This window comes from Arenibacter sp. F20364 (assembly GCF_023015905.1).
GTDB lineage: Bacteria > Bacteroidota > Bacteroidia > Flavobacteriales > Flavobacteriaceae > Arenibacter.
Map to the genome: position 1 here is coordinate 129,123 of NZ_JALKBD010000004.1, position 17,261 is coordinate 146,383.

General features: G+C 40.0%; 14 protein-coding genes and 1 pseudogene. 5 read left to right on the forward strand and 10 right to left on the reverse strand.

What is annotated here, in order from left to right:
• Positions 1–67: 67 nt before the first annotated feature.
• From feoB to MWU84_RS04505, 3 genes and pseudogenes are all read right to left on the reverse strand, one after another.
• Positions 68–2,261, reverse strand: a pseudogene (gene feoB / locus MWU84_RS04495) (ferrous iron transport protein B).
• A 3-nt stretch (positions 2,262–2,264) separates the two neighbouring features.
• The gene (locus MWU84_RS04500; RefSeq protein ID WP_246898747.1) at positions 2,265–3,287 is read right to left on the reverse strand and encodes a DtxR family transcriptional regulator; all 1,023 of its coding nucleotides are present in this window, start codon (positions 3,285–3,287) and stop codon (positions 2,265–2,267) included.
• Entirely contained in the window at positions 3,284–3,940 is a 657-nt protein-coding gene (locus tag MWU84_RS04505) for a metal-dependent transcriptional regulator (RefSeq protein ID WP_246898750.1), read from the reverse strand. The genes MWU84_RS04500 and MWU84_RS04505 overlap by 4 nt, the downstream gene beginning before the upstream one ends.
• A 349-nt stretch (positions 3,941–4,289) precedes the next feature.
• Between MWU84_RS04505 and MWU84_RS04510 the strand changes: the two genes are divergently transcribed.
• Positions 4,290–5,093, forward strand: a complete 804-nt coding sequence (locus MWU84_RS04510; protein ID WP_246898752.1) for a sugar phosphate isomerase/epimerase — start codon at positions 4,290–4,292, stop codon at positions 5,091–5,093.
• Positions 5,094–5,096: 3 nt separating this feature from the next.
• On the opposite strand, the gene MWU84_RS04515 is transcribed toward MWU84_RS04510, so the two are convergent.
• Both MWU84_RS04515 and MWU84_RS04520 read right to left on the reverse strand, forming a co-directional pair.
• A complete protein-coding gene (locus MWU84_RS04515; protein WP_246898754.1) occupies positions 5,097–7,088 on the reverse strand; it encodes a heavy metal translocating P-type ATPase in 1,992 nt (663 codons plus the stop codon).
• A gap of 55 nt (positions 7,089–7,143) precedes the next feature.
• Entirely contained in the window at positions 7,144–7,557 is a 414-nt protein-coding gene (locus MWU84_RS04520) for a transcriptional repressor (protein ID WP_246898757.1), read from the reverse strand.
• 203 nt (positions 7,558–7,760) lie between these two features.
• Between MWU84_RS04520 and MWU84_RS04525 the strand changes: the two genes are divergently transcribed.
• The 3 genes from MWU84_RS04525 (at position 7,761) to MWU84_RS04535 (ending at position 10,189) form a co-directional block, all read left to right on the forward strand.
• Positions 7,761–9,062: a dienelactone hydrolase family protein gene (locus MWU84_RS04525; RefSeq protein ID WP_246899043.1), complete on the forward strand. Its 1,302-nt coding sequence runs from the start codon at positions 7,761–7,763 to the stop codon at positions 9,060–9,062.
• Between the two features lie 76 nt (positions 9,063–9,138).
• Positions 9,139–9,522, forward strand: coding sequence for a DoxX family membrane protein (locus MWU84_RS04530; protein ID WP_246898759.1), 384 nt, complete (start codon positions 9,139–9,141; stop codon positions 9,520–9,522).
• A gap of 79 nt (positions 9,523–9,601) precedes the next feature.
• A complete protein-coding gene (locus MWU84_RS04535) occupies positions 9,602–10,189 on the forward strand; it encodes a pseudouridine synthase (protein WP_246898762.1) in 588 nt (195 codons plus the stop codon).
• Positions 10,190–10,238: 49 nt separating this feature from the next.
• On the opposite strand, the gene MWU84_RS04540 is transcribed toward MWU84_RS04535, so the two are convergent.
• The gene (locus tag MWU84_RS04540) at positions 10,239–10,937 is read right to left on the reverse strand and encodes a protein-L-isoaspartate(D-aspartate) O-methyltransferase (RefSeq protein ID WP_246898764.1); all 699 of its coding nucleotides are present in this window, start codon (positions 10,935–10,937) and stop codon (positions 10,239–10,241) included.
• 167 nt (positions 10,938–11,104) lie between these two features.
• Positions 11,105–11,800 carry a DUF1080 domain-containing protein gene (locus MWU84_RS04545; RefSeq protein WP_246898766.1) on the reverse strand — a complete coding sequence of 232 codons (696 nt, stop codon included), beginning with the start codon at positions 11,798–11,800 and terminating at the stop codon, positions 11,105–11,107.
• A gap of 254 nt (positions 11,801–12,054) precedes the next feature.
• Between MWU84_RS04545 and MWU84_RS04550 the strand changes: the two genes are divergently transcribed.
• A complete protein-coding gene (locus MWU84_RS04550) occupies positions 12,055–14,343 on the forward strand; it encodes a DNA topoisomerase 3 (protein WP_246899046.1) in 2,289 nt (762 codons plus the stop codon).
• A 169-nt stretch (positions 14,344–14,512) separates the two neighbouring features.
• Here MWU84_RS04550 and MWU84_RS04555 read toward each other — a convergent pair whose 3' ends face one another.
• The 3 genes from MWU84_RS04555 to MWU84_RS04565 form a co-directional block, all read right to left on the reverse strand.
• Positions 14,513–14,941, reverse strand: a complete 429-nt coding sequence (locus MWU84_RS04555) for a peptidylprolyl isomerase (protein ID WP_246898770.1) — start codon at positions 14,939–14,941, stop codon at positions 14,513–14,515.
• 160 nt (positions 14,942–15,101) lie between these two features.
• Positions 15,102–16,385, reverse strand: coding sequence for a serine hydrolase domain-containing protein (locus tag MWU84_RS04560; protein ID WP_246898772.1), 1,284 nt, complete (start codon positions 16,383–16,385; stop codon positions 15,102–15,104).
• 398 nt (positions 16,386–16,783) lie between these two features.
• The gene (locus MWU84_RS04565) at positions 16,784–17,239 is read right to left on the reverse strand and encodes a cold shock domain-containing protein (RefSeq protein WP_246898776.1); all 456 of its coding nucleotides are present in this window, start codon (positions 17,237–17,239) and stop codon (positions 16,784–16,786) included.
• Between the last annotated feature and the right edge of the window lie 22 nt (positions 17,240–17,261).

Sequence of the window (17,261 nt, forward strand, 5' to 3'; positions counted from 1 at the left end):
TTATCAAAAACTAATTATACTTCCAACAACCAAAATATGCGGGACAAATTCCAGAAAATTAGAGAATCTATGCGCTCAATCTCCAAATCTGCGCTACCAAAAATGTCACCACAAATCCTATTATAACCGGTAGTATTGAGGCTACCACTGTCCATTTAACACTTTTGGTCTCTTTGTAAATAGTATAAATGGTAGTACTACATGGGTTGTGCAACAAACTGAACAACATTAGGTTAACCGCCGTAAGCAAGGTCCAACCTCCTGCTCTCAAAATATCACCGGTCGCCGTTACGGAATCCAATTCGAACATTACTCCTGCCCCTGCCCCACCTGAAATTCCAGTAACCAGCACGGTAAGCATCAAAATGGTAGGTATTACAATTTCATTGGCTGGGATAGCCACAATATAGGCTACTAGAATAACGCCGTTTAGTCCCAAAAGGAATCCAAAACCGTCCAAGGAGTCTATCAACCAGGCGGCTACACTGGAATCTCCAAAATATATATTTGAAATCAGCCAAATAACTGCTCCAGCTGGGGCCGCAAAAACGATGGCCCTCCATAAAACGATCAAGGTCCTATCTATTAGGGAAGTATAGATAGTTTTCCAAAATCTTGGGGGCCTATAGGGTGGTAATTCCAAATTAAAGGTAGATACTTCTCCCTTCAAAACCGTTTTGGAGAGACCCCATGATACCAAAAACATAAATACCATTCCCAAAACGGCTACTCCAATGACTGCCGCCAATGACAAAATTCCCGAATACGTAGCGGGCACTAGGGCCCCTACAAAAATGGTTGCTATTAGGATCTGGGTTGGCCAACGCCCATTGCACAGCGAAAAATTATTTGTTATAATGGCAATCAATCTTTCCCTGGGGCTGTCTATAATCCGCGTAGCCACAATACCTGCGGCATTGCACCCAAAACCCATGCTCATGGTCAAGGCCTGTTTCCCATGTGCTCCGGATAATTTGAACAAATGATCCAAATTAAAGGCTACTCTGGGCAGATAGCCAAAATCCTCTAGCAGGGTGAATAATGGAAAAAATATGGCCATAGGGGGCAGCATAACCGCAATGACCCATGCAACCGCCAAATACACGCCATTAATTAAAAAACCGTCAAGCCACCAAGGCATGCCCATTGTAGCCGCAAATCCCTTTAAGGCCGGGTGAACAGTATCCAAAAGTAATCCCGATAACATGGCGGAAGGATAATTGGCCCCAACGATCGTCATCCACAGAACCAGAGCTAAAATCAAAAACATAAGCGGGAATCCCCAGACCTTACTTGTGATAATCTTGTCTATTTTGGCATCTATCCTAATCGCTCCTTTTTCATCCTTTTTATGAACCGAATCCTTTACAATTTCAGCAGCATCTGCATAAATGCCCTCTGCCAAATTATCGTGAAATTCATCTCCAATTTGCCAACGAAGGTCATTGGATAGAGAAATAATATTGTCTATTTTTTTTGTGTCCATTATAGTATAATTACACGAATTCACCCGTTTTAAGGGTCTCAATGATATTTCTGTCCCCCTCCAATAATCTCAAAGCAATCCATCTGCTATTTGGAATATCCGGATATACCTGTTCTATTTCCGTACTCAACTTTTCCAAAGCCTGCTCTATATTTTGGGGTATATTCTTTATGCGGTGGGGTTTGCATACAATTTTTCCATTCGCCAATTCACTTATGGTTTGGATCAACTCTGGAATTCCCCTATTGTACCTTGCACTGGTAGGCACCACTGGGATCCCTAGATCCCTTGCCAAAGTACGCGTATCGATTTCCAAATTATTTCTCTCGGCTTCATCCATTAAATTCAGACAAAGAACAGCCTTAGAGGTAATCTCCAATATTTGTAGCACCAGATTTAGATTTCTTTCCAGCCTACTGGCATCCACTACGATTACGGTTACAGAGGGCTTCCCAAAAAGAATGAAATTCCTGGCAACTTCCTCATCCTCCGAGGTGGAGAGCAAAGAATAGGTTCCGGGCAAGTCTAACAATTTAAATTTATCACCATTATATTCAAAAGCCCCTTCTGCCCTGGTCACAGTTTTACCGGGCCAATTTCCGGTATGTTGGCGTAACCCTGTCATAGCATTAAAAACAGTACTTTTTCCAGTATTAGGATTGCCTGCCAAAGCCACGACAAAATCGAAATCGGTTGTATTTACCCCTAATTTCTTTAAACCATCCGCATTAAACTGGGGACAGGCCTCACATGCACTTTTAGGCTTCACTTCCATGTTCTAATCTTTTTTTATTAATATTTTTGACGCCTGATTTTGGCGTAGGGCAATGCTGGTACCCTTTATTAAAAAGGCCTTGGGGTCACCCAATGGATTCATTAGGTCGATTTTGACCTCCGCTCCCCTCACAAAACCCAAATCCAACAACCTTCTTCTGCTATCCCCCCTAATTTCTTTGGATATTCCAATGATTTGGGCTGTTTCATTCTCTTTTAAAATGGACAACCTCGCCAAATCCTCCTCATAAACCACATCCTTCTCCAAAACCGAAACTGTAATATTGCCCGCCATAATAGGAGCCAATATAAAGGCTTCCCCCTCCGAATGGAATTCTATTCGGGCAGGAGTTTTTTCTACGATCCTAATCAGAGATCCGATGTGGATATTTTCGGCTAGGATCTGCTTGTATATAATTTCGGGCTTATCCTTTATATGTACAATTCTGCCTATAGTCCCCACAGATAGTTCGGAAACCGGGGTGCCTTTAATCTTGGCTATCTTCCCGGTATTGGTAGGTATGGGGTCACCATGGGGATCAAATTGGGGATTCCCCAACTTGGATGCCAAAATATCGGTCTCCACCTTGCTCAGTTCATGCTCCTTCCTCTCTGCCCTCTCATGCCACTCGGCTTCTTTAAAACCAGTCTTTTCAGCTAAGAATTTCTCCCATAACCTATGGGCCCTAACAATACGCAGGGCATAATCGATCCCTGATTTTGTAAGCTTTACATTATCTCCTTGAATACTTATCAGCTTATGGTCGGACATTTTATTGATACCCTCAAGTATAAGACGGTCATTGTATTTCAAGGTTCTGATGATGTCGTTTATATTGAGATGTTTGTCCGCGTTTTCATTGTGATACAGTAACTTTAGAACATCCTCTATAACAATTTTATCATTCGAACCTGAATTATTTCTGATCAGCCAAAACCATCCCTTGTTGGGCCTGAACAGCAGATAGGCCAAAATGGAAAGGGCAAAAAACACCACTAGGGCCGTTATGGGATTATAGGTATTCATTCGCTTCTTAGATATAAGTTTTTGGCCACATTTTCAGAAATATTAAATTGCCTGGTATTGGCACTAATTAGGAAAGAATTGTCAAAAGGTTCAATATATAGCAATTTCAAGGTATCACCTATGGCTATATTCATTTTATTCAAATACTTTAAAAAACTATCTGAAGAATCCTTCACCCCTACAAACACCCCTTCTTCCTTTATTTTAAACTCAGCCAAGGATACACTGTTCAACTTGTTGATCTGTCCATTGGAATTGGGGATAGGATGACCATGCGGGTCAAACTTGGGGTTACCTAGGAAAGCTTCTAATTTTTTGATCAGTTTATCCGATTTAATATGTTCCAATTGCTCGGCAATATCATGTACTTCATCCCAAAGAAAGTTTAGTTTCTCAACCAAAAAAGTTTCCCAAAGCCTGTGCTTTCTAACAATAGAAATAGCCATTAGCCTTCCTTTTTCGGAAAGTCGGCTTCCCTTATATTTGGTATAAACTACTAAATCCTTATTGGAAAGCCTTTGTAGCATATCTGTCACGGAAGAAGCTTTCGTCTGCATTTTTTCCGCAATCGAATTCGTACTCACTCCCCTAAGGGTAGCTTCTTGCAGCCCATAAATTTCTTTCAGATAATTCTCTTCGACATGGGATAACATTGCTCTTATTTTTTATAAAGATAATTATTAATTTTTAGATTAACCTAAAAATATATTTCACATGGCCTATATTCGTAACGAATATTAATTGAAGATCTTCTAAATATCTAACCCCCAGCATTGTGTAATTAAAACCTCCGCTATAATTAGATAAATGAATTTTAAAAGAAAAAGATTGTTTTTACCTAGGACTATCCTCTATCAACATAAAAAACAGATATGTCTTTGTTAATATGAAATTTTTTATCAATCTAAATATGGCATAGTTATAAAAACATGTATTACTTTTAGAAAAACATTATTTACAAGTATTATGAAAAAATTATTTTCTTTACCCGCCTTTAAAAAAATGATTCTACCGATCCTGATGATCGGTATGTTTGCTGCCAATGCCCAACAAAAAATTGGCGGACTGGCTCTTTACACGGTAAGGGATAATATGGGATCGGATGCCAAAGCTACTCTAATGGCCGTTGCGGAAGCTGGGTACAAAAATATTGAAGCTGCCGGATACAAGGACGGCAAGTTTTACAATATGGCGCCAAAAGACTTTAACAAACTTCTAAAAGAAGTAGGTTTAACTCCTATTAGTACACATCAGGGAGGTGTTACCATGGAGAATGCGGATACTATGATTTCCGATGTGAAAGCTGCCGGTTTTAAGTATTTTGTACTTCCCGTGCCACCTATGGGACTTAGGGACGACTATAGGCAATTGGCTACTGTCTTGAGTACCCTTGGCGAAAAATGTCATAAAGCGGGATTGAAACTCCTATATCACAATCACGATTTTGAATTAAAAAAAGGGGACGACGGTGTTGTAACCCTTGATTATTTATTGGAGAATACAGATCCAAAGTATGTAAATTTTCAAATGGATCTTTTTTGGGTAACCAAAGCAGGCGAAGAACCGGTGGCCTATTTTAAAAAATATCCCGGTCGGTTTAAAATGTGGCATGTAAAGGATATGGACGAACAGGGAAGGTTTGCCCCTGTGGGTAACGGACAAATTAATTTTTCCGATATACTCGCCCAGAAAAAGCTGTCAGGCATGGAATACTATATGGTGGAGCAGGATAAAACTTTTGATATGACACCTTTGGAGGCCATAAAAATAAGTCATAAATCCCTGATAAACATAGGATTTAAATAAACTTTAGTCCAAATTATACCGCAGTAGTCGCAGGGCATTGATTACCACCAAAAGTGTAGAACCCTCATGTATTGCAACGGCCACCCCAATGTTGGCATACCCAAAAAGGGTAGCAGGAATTAACAATGCCACAATCCCCATACTGATCCATAGGTTCTGTTTAATAATCGATTTGGATTTTCTACTCAGGCCTATCACAAAGGGAAGACTTTCTATTTTGTCCGACATTAGAGCCACATCCGCGGTTTCCAGTGCTACATCGCTCCCTGCAGCCCCCATGGCAATACCAACAGTACTACTGGCCATGGCCGGAGCATCGTTTACACCGTCTCCTACCATGGCTATTTTAATACCTTTTTTTATATATTCCCCAATAACCTTCAACTTATCTTCTGGAAGTAAATTTCCTTTTGCCCGGTTAAGTCCAATTTGTTTGGCAATGGCATCGCCAACATTTTGATGATCGCCGGTCAGCATTATAATTTCCTTTATTCCTATATCCTTTAAACGCTGTATGGTAATAGCTGAATTCTTTCGGGGAACATCCATAACACTTATCAATCCGATGGCCGTTTCCTTATATCCAACCAACATAACGGTCTGTCCTTCTTTCTGCAATTTCCCTAAATAATCAAGAGCTTCACTCGAAATTTGAATACCCTCTTCCTCCATTAGCTGGACATTACCTATATAAATATGTCCACCGTTATATTGTGCTTTTACTCCCTTGCCCTGTATAGACATCACATTGGAAGATCGATCTTTGCTTTCCAAGTTATATTCTGCCTGAAGATCATTTACAATAGCCTTTGCCAAGAGATGATTGCTTAAACTCTCCACATCCAGAACCAAATTCAAAAACTCTTTTTTGTCAAAACCATTTAATGAAAATGCATTGACCAACCTTGGTTTTCCTTCGGTAAGCGTACCCGTTTTGTCAAAAGCTATGGTAGTAAGGCTACCCAGATCTTCCAAGGCTCGGCCACCTTTGATGAGCACTCCTTTTTTGGCTGCCCTGGCTATGGCGCTCAACACAGCGCTGGGTGTTGAAATGGCCAAGGCACAGGGGCTGGAAGCCACCAATACACTTATGGCTCTATATAGGCTTTCTTGGACCGTCTCGTCCACGACCAAAAACAGGAAACAGAGGCTAAACACCGAAACCACCACCACGGGTACAAACCATTTTTCGAATTTTTTGGTAGTTAGCTGGGTGGGCGATTTTTTAGTCTCCACTTCACTTACCATTTTCACCAAACGCGAAATGGTAGCATCCGCATGCAATTTCAAAACTTGTACTTCCAGCACTGAATCCCCGTTAATGGTACCATTAAAGACCACATGGCTCCGGTCTATTTTATTAAATTCCGGAAGATCACCTATAATTTTTATCGCTGTTTTGTCCACTGGGATACTTTCTCCCGTTATGGGTGACTGGTCAATGCTACTGCCACCTTTTACAATAACTCCATCTGCAGATATTTTGGTATTCGGCTTTACCACAATAATGTCGTTCACCTTTAACTCCCCTACTGGAATTTCTTTAATATCCCCTCCTTTTTTTAGTAAGGCCGTTTTTGGGGAAAGTTCCCCCAAGGCCTTTATGGATTTAGTAGCCTTGTTCATGGCATAATGTTCCAACGAATGTCCTAAACTAAATAAAAACAATAAAAGGGCTCCTTCTCCCCATCTATCTATATAAGCCGCCCCTATAGCGGCAACGAGCATTAGAAAATCTATTTCAAATTCCCGCTTCCCAATCTTCTCCAAGGCCTCGATTAGGGTAAAATATCCACCAAAAAAATAGGCCGCAAGGTAACATCCCAAAGAAACCCATACCGCTGCGCCCATAAAAGTTTCCGTAATCAATCCCATAAAAAAGAACACACCGCTTATTATGGCAAAATACAATTCCGTGTTCTTGCCAAAAATACCACCATGGTCGTGATCATGATCGGGATTGTGATTATGATCCTTATGATCGTGCTGCTTCATACTGCCTTTATTTGAGAGCAAAATTAACCTTAATGCAGGTGCAATGTATGTGCATTTATTGGTTACAATGCTCACAAATTCCTTTCACTAGCATATTGACATCTTCAGGGATAAATTTATCTGGGAGATTAATTTGTGGTATTCTGTGCTCGGTTAAGCAGGTAGTTCTGTTACATTTTGTGCAATGAAAGTGCAAATGCAGGTCCGAGTGTTTTGCCAATCCTTCATCGTGATCGCAGAGCGCGTATTTAGGTATTCCGGTACCATCGTCAATTTGATGGACAATACACTTGTCTTCAAAGGTCTTTAAGGTCCTGTATAGAGTAGTTCTATCGGATTTTTCAAAATTTCCCTCCACAATGCTAAGGCTGACCGCTGAATTCTGGGAAACCATAAACTGATGGACCAAAATGCGCATGGCTGTTGGCCTAATACCAAATTTCTTTAATTGTTTCTCAGTATCTTGCATAATTCCCAGACCTGTGCTAGCCCGCTCTTTTATTTAAACATTGCTTTTTGATGTTGCCCCTATCACCAAGATTTTATTTTCTATGGTATCCAGAAAACACTAATCAAGGTGGTTTACATTTTAAAAATAAAGATAAAACAGCAAAGGATAAACCTGGAAAACGAAATTGTCGTATTTTTAAGCTAAACCAATAACTCGTGATTATGTTAATTTTGAACCGTTTTGCCAATCTTCAAATAATTCTTTGTTTTCTAATTTCCAACCTAGCATTAAATGCCCAAACCGAGTCTTTTGTTTACGGCGATGCACTCCCGGACGCTCCTGAATTATCTGTACGCGGAACCTATACTGTTGGCGTGCGCACTTTGGATTTTGTTAACAAAGGGCAGCCCGATGTTCTAAATTCAAAAAATGGGATCGACCCCATTTATGATCGTCCATTAAAGGTAGAGGTTTGGTATCCCGCACAGTTGGCCGCGGGAGCACAAGAAACTGTTATTTACAATGAGGTCATGGGAACCGCCAATGATTCCCTACGACCCCTGATTCCCATAACCTTTCAAGGTAGGGCATCCCGTGATGCGGCACCTCTCAACACCGCAGGTCCTTTTCCTCTTCTAGTAGTGGCCCATGGGTATGTTGGTTCTAGATATCTTATGACCTATCTCACTGAAAATTTGGCTTCCAAAGGATACGTGGTGGTGGCTATAGACCATACGGATTCTACTTTTAAGGATGCATCACCCTTTGCAAGTACTTTAGTGAACCGTGCAAAAGATATATCCTTTGTACTAAATCAAATGGCAGATCTGGGAAAAGCTGGGAACAAAAATTTTTTAGCTGGATTGGTTGATTCTGAAAATATTGGCATCATAGGTTATTCTATGGGAGGATACGGAGTACTAAACGTAGCAGGAGCTGGGTATAGTGATGGCCTTGTAGGTTTTTTTTCGGGCATGACAGGCGGAAGCAAAGCTATATCTAGTTTGGCCATGAGCAATCCGAACTATCCCAAAGCAGATCCCAGGATAAAAGCAGTTGTAGCCTTTGCTCCTTGGGGTATGGAGCGTGGAATTTGGGATGCAGAGGGCTTAAAAGGGTTAAAGGTGCCTACCTTTTTTATTGCAGGGAGTCAAGATGATATTTCGGGCTATGAAAAGGGAATTAAGGCAATCTATACTGGGGCCGTAAATGCAGATCGATATTTACTTACCTACGAAAATGCAAGGCACAATGTAGCCCCAAATCCACCACCAGTAGAGTCCTTAAAAGCTGGCCTCCATATTGATGAATACTACAGATATGCGGAACCTAGTTGGGACGAGAGAAAAATTAATAATGTAAACCAACATTTTTTAACTGCCTTTTTAGGTATTCATCTTAAAAAGAAGGATTATTCAAAATTTTTAGAGATACAGGAGAACTCCAATGAAAAGGATTGGACCGGATTTAAGGCACGATCTTCAACGGGCATGGAACTCCTTCACGTAAAACCGGCTCCTTAAAAGGTCTGGATAAAGCGATGTCCTTGACTTCGCGATACTTATTTTTATATTATAACTTATTAAAAACAGTTGGGTCATGATGTTATTTTGGAAAATCCTTAGAATTCTATTGGCCCTATTTATTATCTACGCTGGAGTACAACATTTTGTAAAACCAACGTTTTATCATGTTTTTGTACCAGATTTCTTACCTATTAAAATGACGATAATTTATTTGTCCGGAATAATGGAAATCGTTCTGGGTATTCTTCTCCTTCTTCCCAAATATGCCAGACTGGGAGCATCTGGCATATTTTGGCTCATGATCATTTTTCTTCCAATCCATGTTTGGGATGTTTTTTCCGATCAACCGGCGATAGGAAGTACAGAGGCAGCCATGATTCGCTTGCCAATGCAGTTTGTCCTTATAGGTCTGGCCTGGGGTGTTGGAAAATATGCTACAGAGAAAAATTTAGATTGATATTTCAAATAGTATCAATTGAAAAAAAATTACACCTTTGGTGTTCTAAATACCGTTTAATTCAAAGTACCTTACTTCTATGTCGGAATCTGGACATCTTCACTTTAAAATCTATAAACCTTTTGAAATGTTGAGTCAATTGCACTCCAATGATGCCAAGGAGTCTCGCAACAAGCGCTTCTTGAGCGAACTTCATAATTTTCCGGAGGGAATTATGCCCGTTGGTCGTTTGGATGAAAAATCGGAGGGACTGTTACTACTCACTACCGATGGAAAGCTCAGTGATCATATTAATCGTTCCGGAATAGAAAAGGAATACTACGCGCAATTGGATGGGGAAATAACCAACGAAGCCATAGAATTGTTACAGCATGGAGTAGAAATTGGATTCCACGGCAGGAAGTATATAACGAAATCTACTCGTGTACAGCGGTTAACCACCCTCCCTACCCTACCCGAACCGGACAAAAAATTGAGAATAGGACGGCATAGGCCTACTTCATGGATAGGTATCACCATAACCGAAGGCAAGTTTCGCCAAGTACGTAAAATGACGGCTGCCGTGGGCTTTCCTACAGTAAGATTGATCCGTATCCGCATAGGAAATATTAATTTAAAGGAATTAAGTCCGGGAAAAGTAACCCCGATCAAAGGACTTTCTTTTTAAACACAAAGGAATAAACTTTGGTAGCGGGCCATTGTTACCCTAAAAAGAACTACTCATTTCTTGTGAACGGAACAAAACGAACTGGAAAAAGATCTTTGGTTATTATCCTATCTTTCCTTTTAGTAGCCTTTACCAAGTAAGTAACATTATCACTCGGTCCTACGGGGATAACCATATGCCCACCATTTTTTAGCTGATCTATCAAGGGCTGGGGAATGGATTCCGCTCCTGCAGTGACCATAATAGCGTCAAAAGGAGCCTTTTCCGGCCATCCGTGATACCCATCGCCCCATTTTACGATAATATTGTCATACCCTAAATTCTCCAGTCGATTTTTGGCGGAAAGGGCCAAGTCTTGGATTATTTCGATAGTATAAACAGAATCTACGATTTTGCCTAGTACCGCCGCCTGGTATCCCGATCCTGTTCCAATTTCCAAAACTTTATCCGTCGATTTCAATTGCAGTGTTTCTGTCATAAAAGCTACAATATAGGGTTGGGAAATAGTTTGTCCGTTTCCTATGGGCAGTGCTCCATCCCTATAAGCATGCTCAACCAAGTTTTTGGGTACAAATTCATGTCTAGGTACCTTCAGCATAGAAGATAAGGTAAAAGGGTCCTTTATTCCCCGTGCTTGCAACTGCGTTTTTACCATCTCCTCCCTTTTTATGAATTGATCGTTTTGGGCAAAAAGCGTAGTAGAGCAAGAAATCGCAAGTCCAAATATGAAAAACCATTTAAATTTCATTGTTCTTTGTTTTTAAGCATAACTTACTATTAATTAATAAGATACAAAAAAGAAGTCATAGCTGCTACGCTCAAAAGTTAAAAGAAAATTCTTTTGAGTATGTTCAATATGAAGACAAATCCAAAAATTATAACTCCTAAGGAAGATATAATGCCAAATCCGATGGATTAAGGCGCTGTTTCGCTGAGCTGTTTAATGGGAGTGAGCAGTACTTTTCGGAATTCTACTTCCGCACCCTCGGCCTGTAAAGCAATATTTCCACTGCTCACAGTAGCATTGTAGCCGTGATTTACCAAATCTCCATTTACCCAGACCTTAATTGAATTATTAAGGCATTCCACGGTCATGGAGTTCCATTCTCCCAAGGGCATTTCAGAGCCATCGGTCAGATTTTTTATTCTTCGCAATTTACCTTCGGTAATTCCCCAATCCTCTTTTGGCCCACGCCTTTCCAACATATTATCGGTAGTGATATCCTGAACAATACACCAAAAATCGCCTGCATTTTCATGCATCATTTGAACCTCTATAGATTTGGGAAACATATCGTATAAGGACCTGGGAGTGGAAGCAAAAACCAAAACACCACAATTTCCAGGTTTTCCTGCAAATCGATATTCCACCTCCAATCTAAAATCCTTATAAATGGCATCCGTAATAAGATGGCCTTGGGGTTCTCCCAAACTCACCAACATACCCTCCCGCACTATAAACGGGTTTATGACATTGGGGTTGTTGTCCATTTCAGGTACGTCTACATGCCAACCCTCCAAATCCTTCCCATTAAAAAGACTTTTGGGTGTCTGGGAAGTACAACTAATTAAGGTCATGAAAGCAATGATAACTACTAGTATATTTTTCATCCGTTTATTTTTATTGATTAAAGTATTCCAGATTAAAGAATTACCGATACAGTATCTCTAAATATATCATTTTCCGTTGACATAGCAGCCAATAAGATTGCTTAAAAAGGTTTTATCAATGATCCTGTCTCCATAGACCGTAGACCTCAATAGTTGTTATTTCCAAGACAGATGTTGAAGAAAAACCTTACCAATCGTAGGTATGGGTTCAGTTAAATTTAAGTAATTTGCAAGTCCTAAAAAACCCATTGGAAGTGAAGGTCTGTATTGCGGAAAAACCTAGCGTTGCTCGAGAAATTGCTCAAGTTTTGGGAGCAAATACCAAACACGACGGGTATTTTGAAGGAAATGGTTACGCAGTAACTTTTACTTTTGGACATCTTTGTACTTTGTTTGAACCCATAGACTATAGGCCCCATTGGAAGAGTTGGGACCTGAACAATTTACCCATGCTGCCCCATAAATTTAAAACCAAAGTAGTAGATAATGCGGGCATCCAAAAACAGTTCAATATAGTAAAAAGCCTATTTGATAAGGCAGATGTAGTGATCAACTGTGGGGATGCCGGACAAGAAGGAGAACTAATTCAGCGTTGGGTGCTACAGCAGGCCAACTATAAGGGTGAAGTACAGCGATTATGGATTTCATCACTAACCACTGAGGCCATAAAGGAGGGGTTTACTAAATTAAAGTCTTCCCATGACTACGACAATCTTTACTACGCCGGATTTTCCCGCGCCATTGGGGATTGGCTTTTAGGCATGAATGCCACACGTCTATACACTGTGAAACACGGGGGGTACAAACAAATGTTATCGGTTGGGCGGGTCCAAACCCCCACCTTGGCTATGGTGGTAAACAGGTTCAAAGAAATAGAAAACTTTATACCCCAACCCTATTGGGAATTACAAACCCTTTATAGGGAAACGGTTTTTAATTATGAAGAGGGCCGTTTCCTGAAGATGGAGGAAGGGGAGGTTTTGGCCAATGAAGTAAAGGAGCACGAATTCGAAATTGTTAACATTACCAAAAAAAAAGGCAAGGAATATGCGCCCAAGTTGTTCGATCTAACAGGCCTACAGGTGTATTGCAATTCAAAATTTGGATTTACGGCAGATGAAACACTTAAGATCGTCCAAAAATTATATGAACAAAAAGTGGTCACCTATCCCAGGGTGGATACCACCTTTCTTCCCAATGATGTTTATCCTAAAGTGGCGGGAATACTTCGCAATCTCACCCAATACGAAACCTTGACCTCTGCCCTATTGGCAAAAAAAATCAGGAAATCCCCTAAGGTTTTCAATGATAAAAAAGTAACGGACCACCACGCGATAATTCCCACTGGTGTCGAGATAAGCTTGGCCCCTGCCCAACAACAGGTTTACGACAGTATTGTTAAACGCTTTATTGCCGTATTTTATGATGATTGTGAAGTTTCCAATACCACGGTAATCGGTAAAGCGGCGAACATCTCCTTTAAAACTACAGGGAAAGAGATACTCAAAAAAGGGTGGCGCATTATTTTTGAGAACGCCCAGTCCAAAGAAAAAAAAGAAACCGGAATATTGCCGCATTTCGTGAAGGGGGAGAAAGGCCCCCATGAGCCTTCGTTTTTGGAAAAGCAGACCAAGCCTCCAAAACAGTTTACGGAAGCTACCTTGCTAAGAGCTATGGAAACCGCCGGGAAACAAGTTGATGACGAAGAAATGCGCGAACTCATGAAAGAAAACGGCATAGGCAGACCCTCTACACGCGCTAATATTATCGAAACCCTATTTAGGCGCAAGTATATTATAAGAAATAAGAAGCAGGTACTACCTACCATTACGGGCATACAGTTGATTGATACTATACAGAATGAATTACTAAAATCTGCAGAATTAACAGGTTTATGGGAAAAACAGTTGAAGGATATTGAAAAGGGTCTTTTCAGTGCCGCCCTATTCATAGAAAATATGAAAAAAATGGTTGACGATTTGGTCTATGAAGTCAGAAGTGAGACGAAACACGCCAATATCTCCGAAACCATTGCAAATAAAAAAACGGAAACCCAAAAACCTAAAAAAAACATAGGTGGACTTACAGAAGAAACCTGTCCCAAGTGCGGAAAGGGAAAACTAATAAAAGGGAGTTCTGCCTTTGGCTGCAATGAATACAAGAACGGTTGTGATTTTTTACTTCCCTTTGTATTTCACCATAAAAAAATCTCCGAAAAACAATATATAAGGTTACTTCAAAAAGGTAGTACGGTAAATCTTAAAGGATTTAAGCCCGGTGGCGATAACGATATTGAAGGCACTGTTCGATTGAATGAGTTATTTGAATTAATTCTTGAACCCAAGATCAAACCAACGATAGATACACCATCCTGTCCCAAATGTGAAAAGGGAAAGATTATAAAAGGTAAGACAGCCTACGGCTGCAGTAATCATGCCAAGGGATGTGATTTTAGATTTACTTTTGACGAAGTTAAGACCAAAGCTGCCGATAAGCCCTTAACAAAGGCGCTGGTACTTTCAATTTTGAACGGAAATGGCTAACTTTTTACACCTTAATAGCTACGATCAACCTATTGATAAGGCCCGATCCCTTTTCTTGGGACGGACACAGTTTGGTTAAAAAAAAAGACCGTCCAAATATGGACGGTCCTAGTTACAAAACAGCTTATCCATCCAAAAAAGGAGATCCCAACTGCTATTATCTTAAACCTTATAAAATGGCCACCAATTCCAATTCAAAAGTAAGGTCTTGCCCAGCCAATACATGATTGGCATCTATAACAATACTTTCTTCCTTTACGTCGGTAATTCGCAGTTGATTCTCTGTGCCATCAGGATTCTTGGCTATCAATGTCATCCCAATCTCCGGCTTAATATCCTCGGGAAGCTCCGCCTTCTTAATTTCATGAAACAGTTCCTCCATGATATCTCCGTAAGCTTCTTCCTTAGGAACATTTATCGTTTTCTTTTCGTTGACTTCCATATTCACCAATTCCTTCTCAAAACCGGGAATAAGTTGTCCTTGGCCCAAAGTGACCTCAATGGGAGTCCTTTCCAAAGAACTGTCAAAAACTTGTCCGTTATTTAATTTTCCCGTGTAATGTACTTTTACAGTGTCATTTTCCTTAACTCTACTCATAAAATTCTGTATCTCTAATTTTTAATCTGTCTATTAAAGTGCAAACCTAAAATATATAGATTTCCTAAAAGAATAGATTGCCCTAAATCCTCTGAAATTTACAATATCTTAACACTTTTCCGTATTAATCCAACAGTTTCAACAATATATTGGGCAGCGTTTATTCCAAAATGGCCTGATAGACCAAACTTCTCAACTTAGCGTGATCATCCAATCCGTTAGTTGGTATGAGTTGTTTAAAATATACAACCACAAGGTCTTCCTCTGGGTCTGCCCAATAAGTTGACCCGTAGGCTCCTCCCCACTCAAAAGTACCTACAGAGCCTGGTTCTCCCCTTTCACCCACGTTTTTGGTAATGGAAAATCCAAGTCCAAATCCTGAACCACTCCTGCTACCATAAGGTATGCCCCGAACATCCACGTGATCGGCAATCATTAATTCAACGGTTTTTGGGGACAATATCCTATTTCCGTTAAATTCACCTCCATTCAACATCATTTGTAAAAACTTGGCATAATCCATCGCTGTTGAAAGAAGACCGGCACCTCCCGAAAAGCTTTTACGGGGACCCTTTACATAATGTCCCTGTCCAATTCCCAGACCGGGATCCGGAGATCTTTCCAAAGGCTTACCATTATACGCCATATAAGAAGTTGCCAATCTATCAGCTTTATTTTTTGGCAAATAGAAATAGGTATCCACCATACCAACTGGATTTAAAACCCTTTCCTGTATAAATACATCCAACGCTTTACCAGAGACTTTTTCAACAATTACGCCCAAGATATCCGTATTGTATCCATAAACAAACCTCTCGCCAGGATGGGCATCCATGGGCAATTTGGACATGCGGGCTATGGTTTCGGCAATAGGCTCATTGCGGTCTGCAAAATACCAGTTCTGTATCCCGGCCTCTTCCCATTCCTTTTTTGCAGGGCCATGACCGTATCCTATACCGGCAGTGTGGGTCAATAAATCCCTAATGGTAATGGAACGATTTGCTTTTACAACATCGTAACCACCATCATCACGTGCCTTGGCTACGGTCGTTTCTTTCCATTCAGGTAAATATTTCCCTACTGGATCGGCAATCAACAATTTCCCTTCTTCCTGTAAGATCATAACTGCAACACTTACAATAGCCTTGGTTTGTGATGCAATCCGGAAAATAGCGTCATTGGTCATCTTTTTCCCTGCCTCCATATCGCTCTCCCCAAACGCCTTGTGATAGATAATTTTCCCCTTTCTGGCAACGAGCGCAACATTTCCCGACATTTTACCTTCTTTAACATACTGATCCAAAGTAGCCGATAATCTTTCCAACCGCTCGGAGGACATTCCAACTTCCTCAGGCTGGGCGATGGAAAAATTTTGTGCCTGTAAAAAGGACATCCACAATAGGCAGCCAAATAAAACAATGTGCCCTTTAATTAATTTTAACATGATTCTTTAAAATTTGATTAGTGATGAATTTATAATAATCTTAAAAGTTATTACTTTTTTTGGTTTCAGAAAACAATACGTATAATTCCATATACATTTTTATAATCATCTCTTGGGCACAATTCTCAAGAACGATGTGGTGACAACACATATATGTTAATTATTCATAAGAAATGTGATGGGCGAGGAATACTAAGAAGAGGTGAAAAATATTTCTGAAATTGGAGAATTTGGAATGATTTTAAAGTTTAAGCCAACATCAAACCATATACTGGTATCACCTGCTAATTCCAAGACAAAAAAACAAGGATAGTCATTAATCCGAGTATATCGCGAATTTATGTACTACCCTATATAAGTTAAATAGATAAAAGACTATTTTGTATAAACCCCTGGTACTAGATTTTCTTTACACGTACTGCATTCATTCCTTTCATTCCCTTTTCAAGTTCAAAGGAAACCTTGTCATTTTCGGCAATCTCGTCTATAAGTCCACTAACATGGGTAAAATATTTTTCTTGATTTTCACTATCGATTATAAATCCAAATCCTTTGGAAGTATCAAAAAAGGATACTTTTCCATTTCTAACGGGATCAAACTCTTCAACATCGCTATCATCCCTTTTAGGAACCCCAATTTCAATGGTTGAGGCATCAATTTTTACTTTTTTGGAAGGATCTGGCGGCGTATCCGTCAAATTTCCGTCGTGATCTACATAGGCAAATTGGATACCTGGTCCTTTTTCCTTGGACTCCAATTTACGAGCCTCCTTTTTCTTTTGCTTTTCTTCACGTTTCTTTAAACGCTTCTTTTCTTTTTCACTTTTACTATAGGTTTGTTGCGATTTTGCCATTGTTTTTTTTAAAGTTAAAATA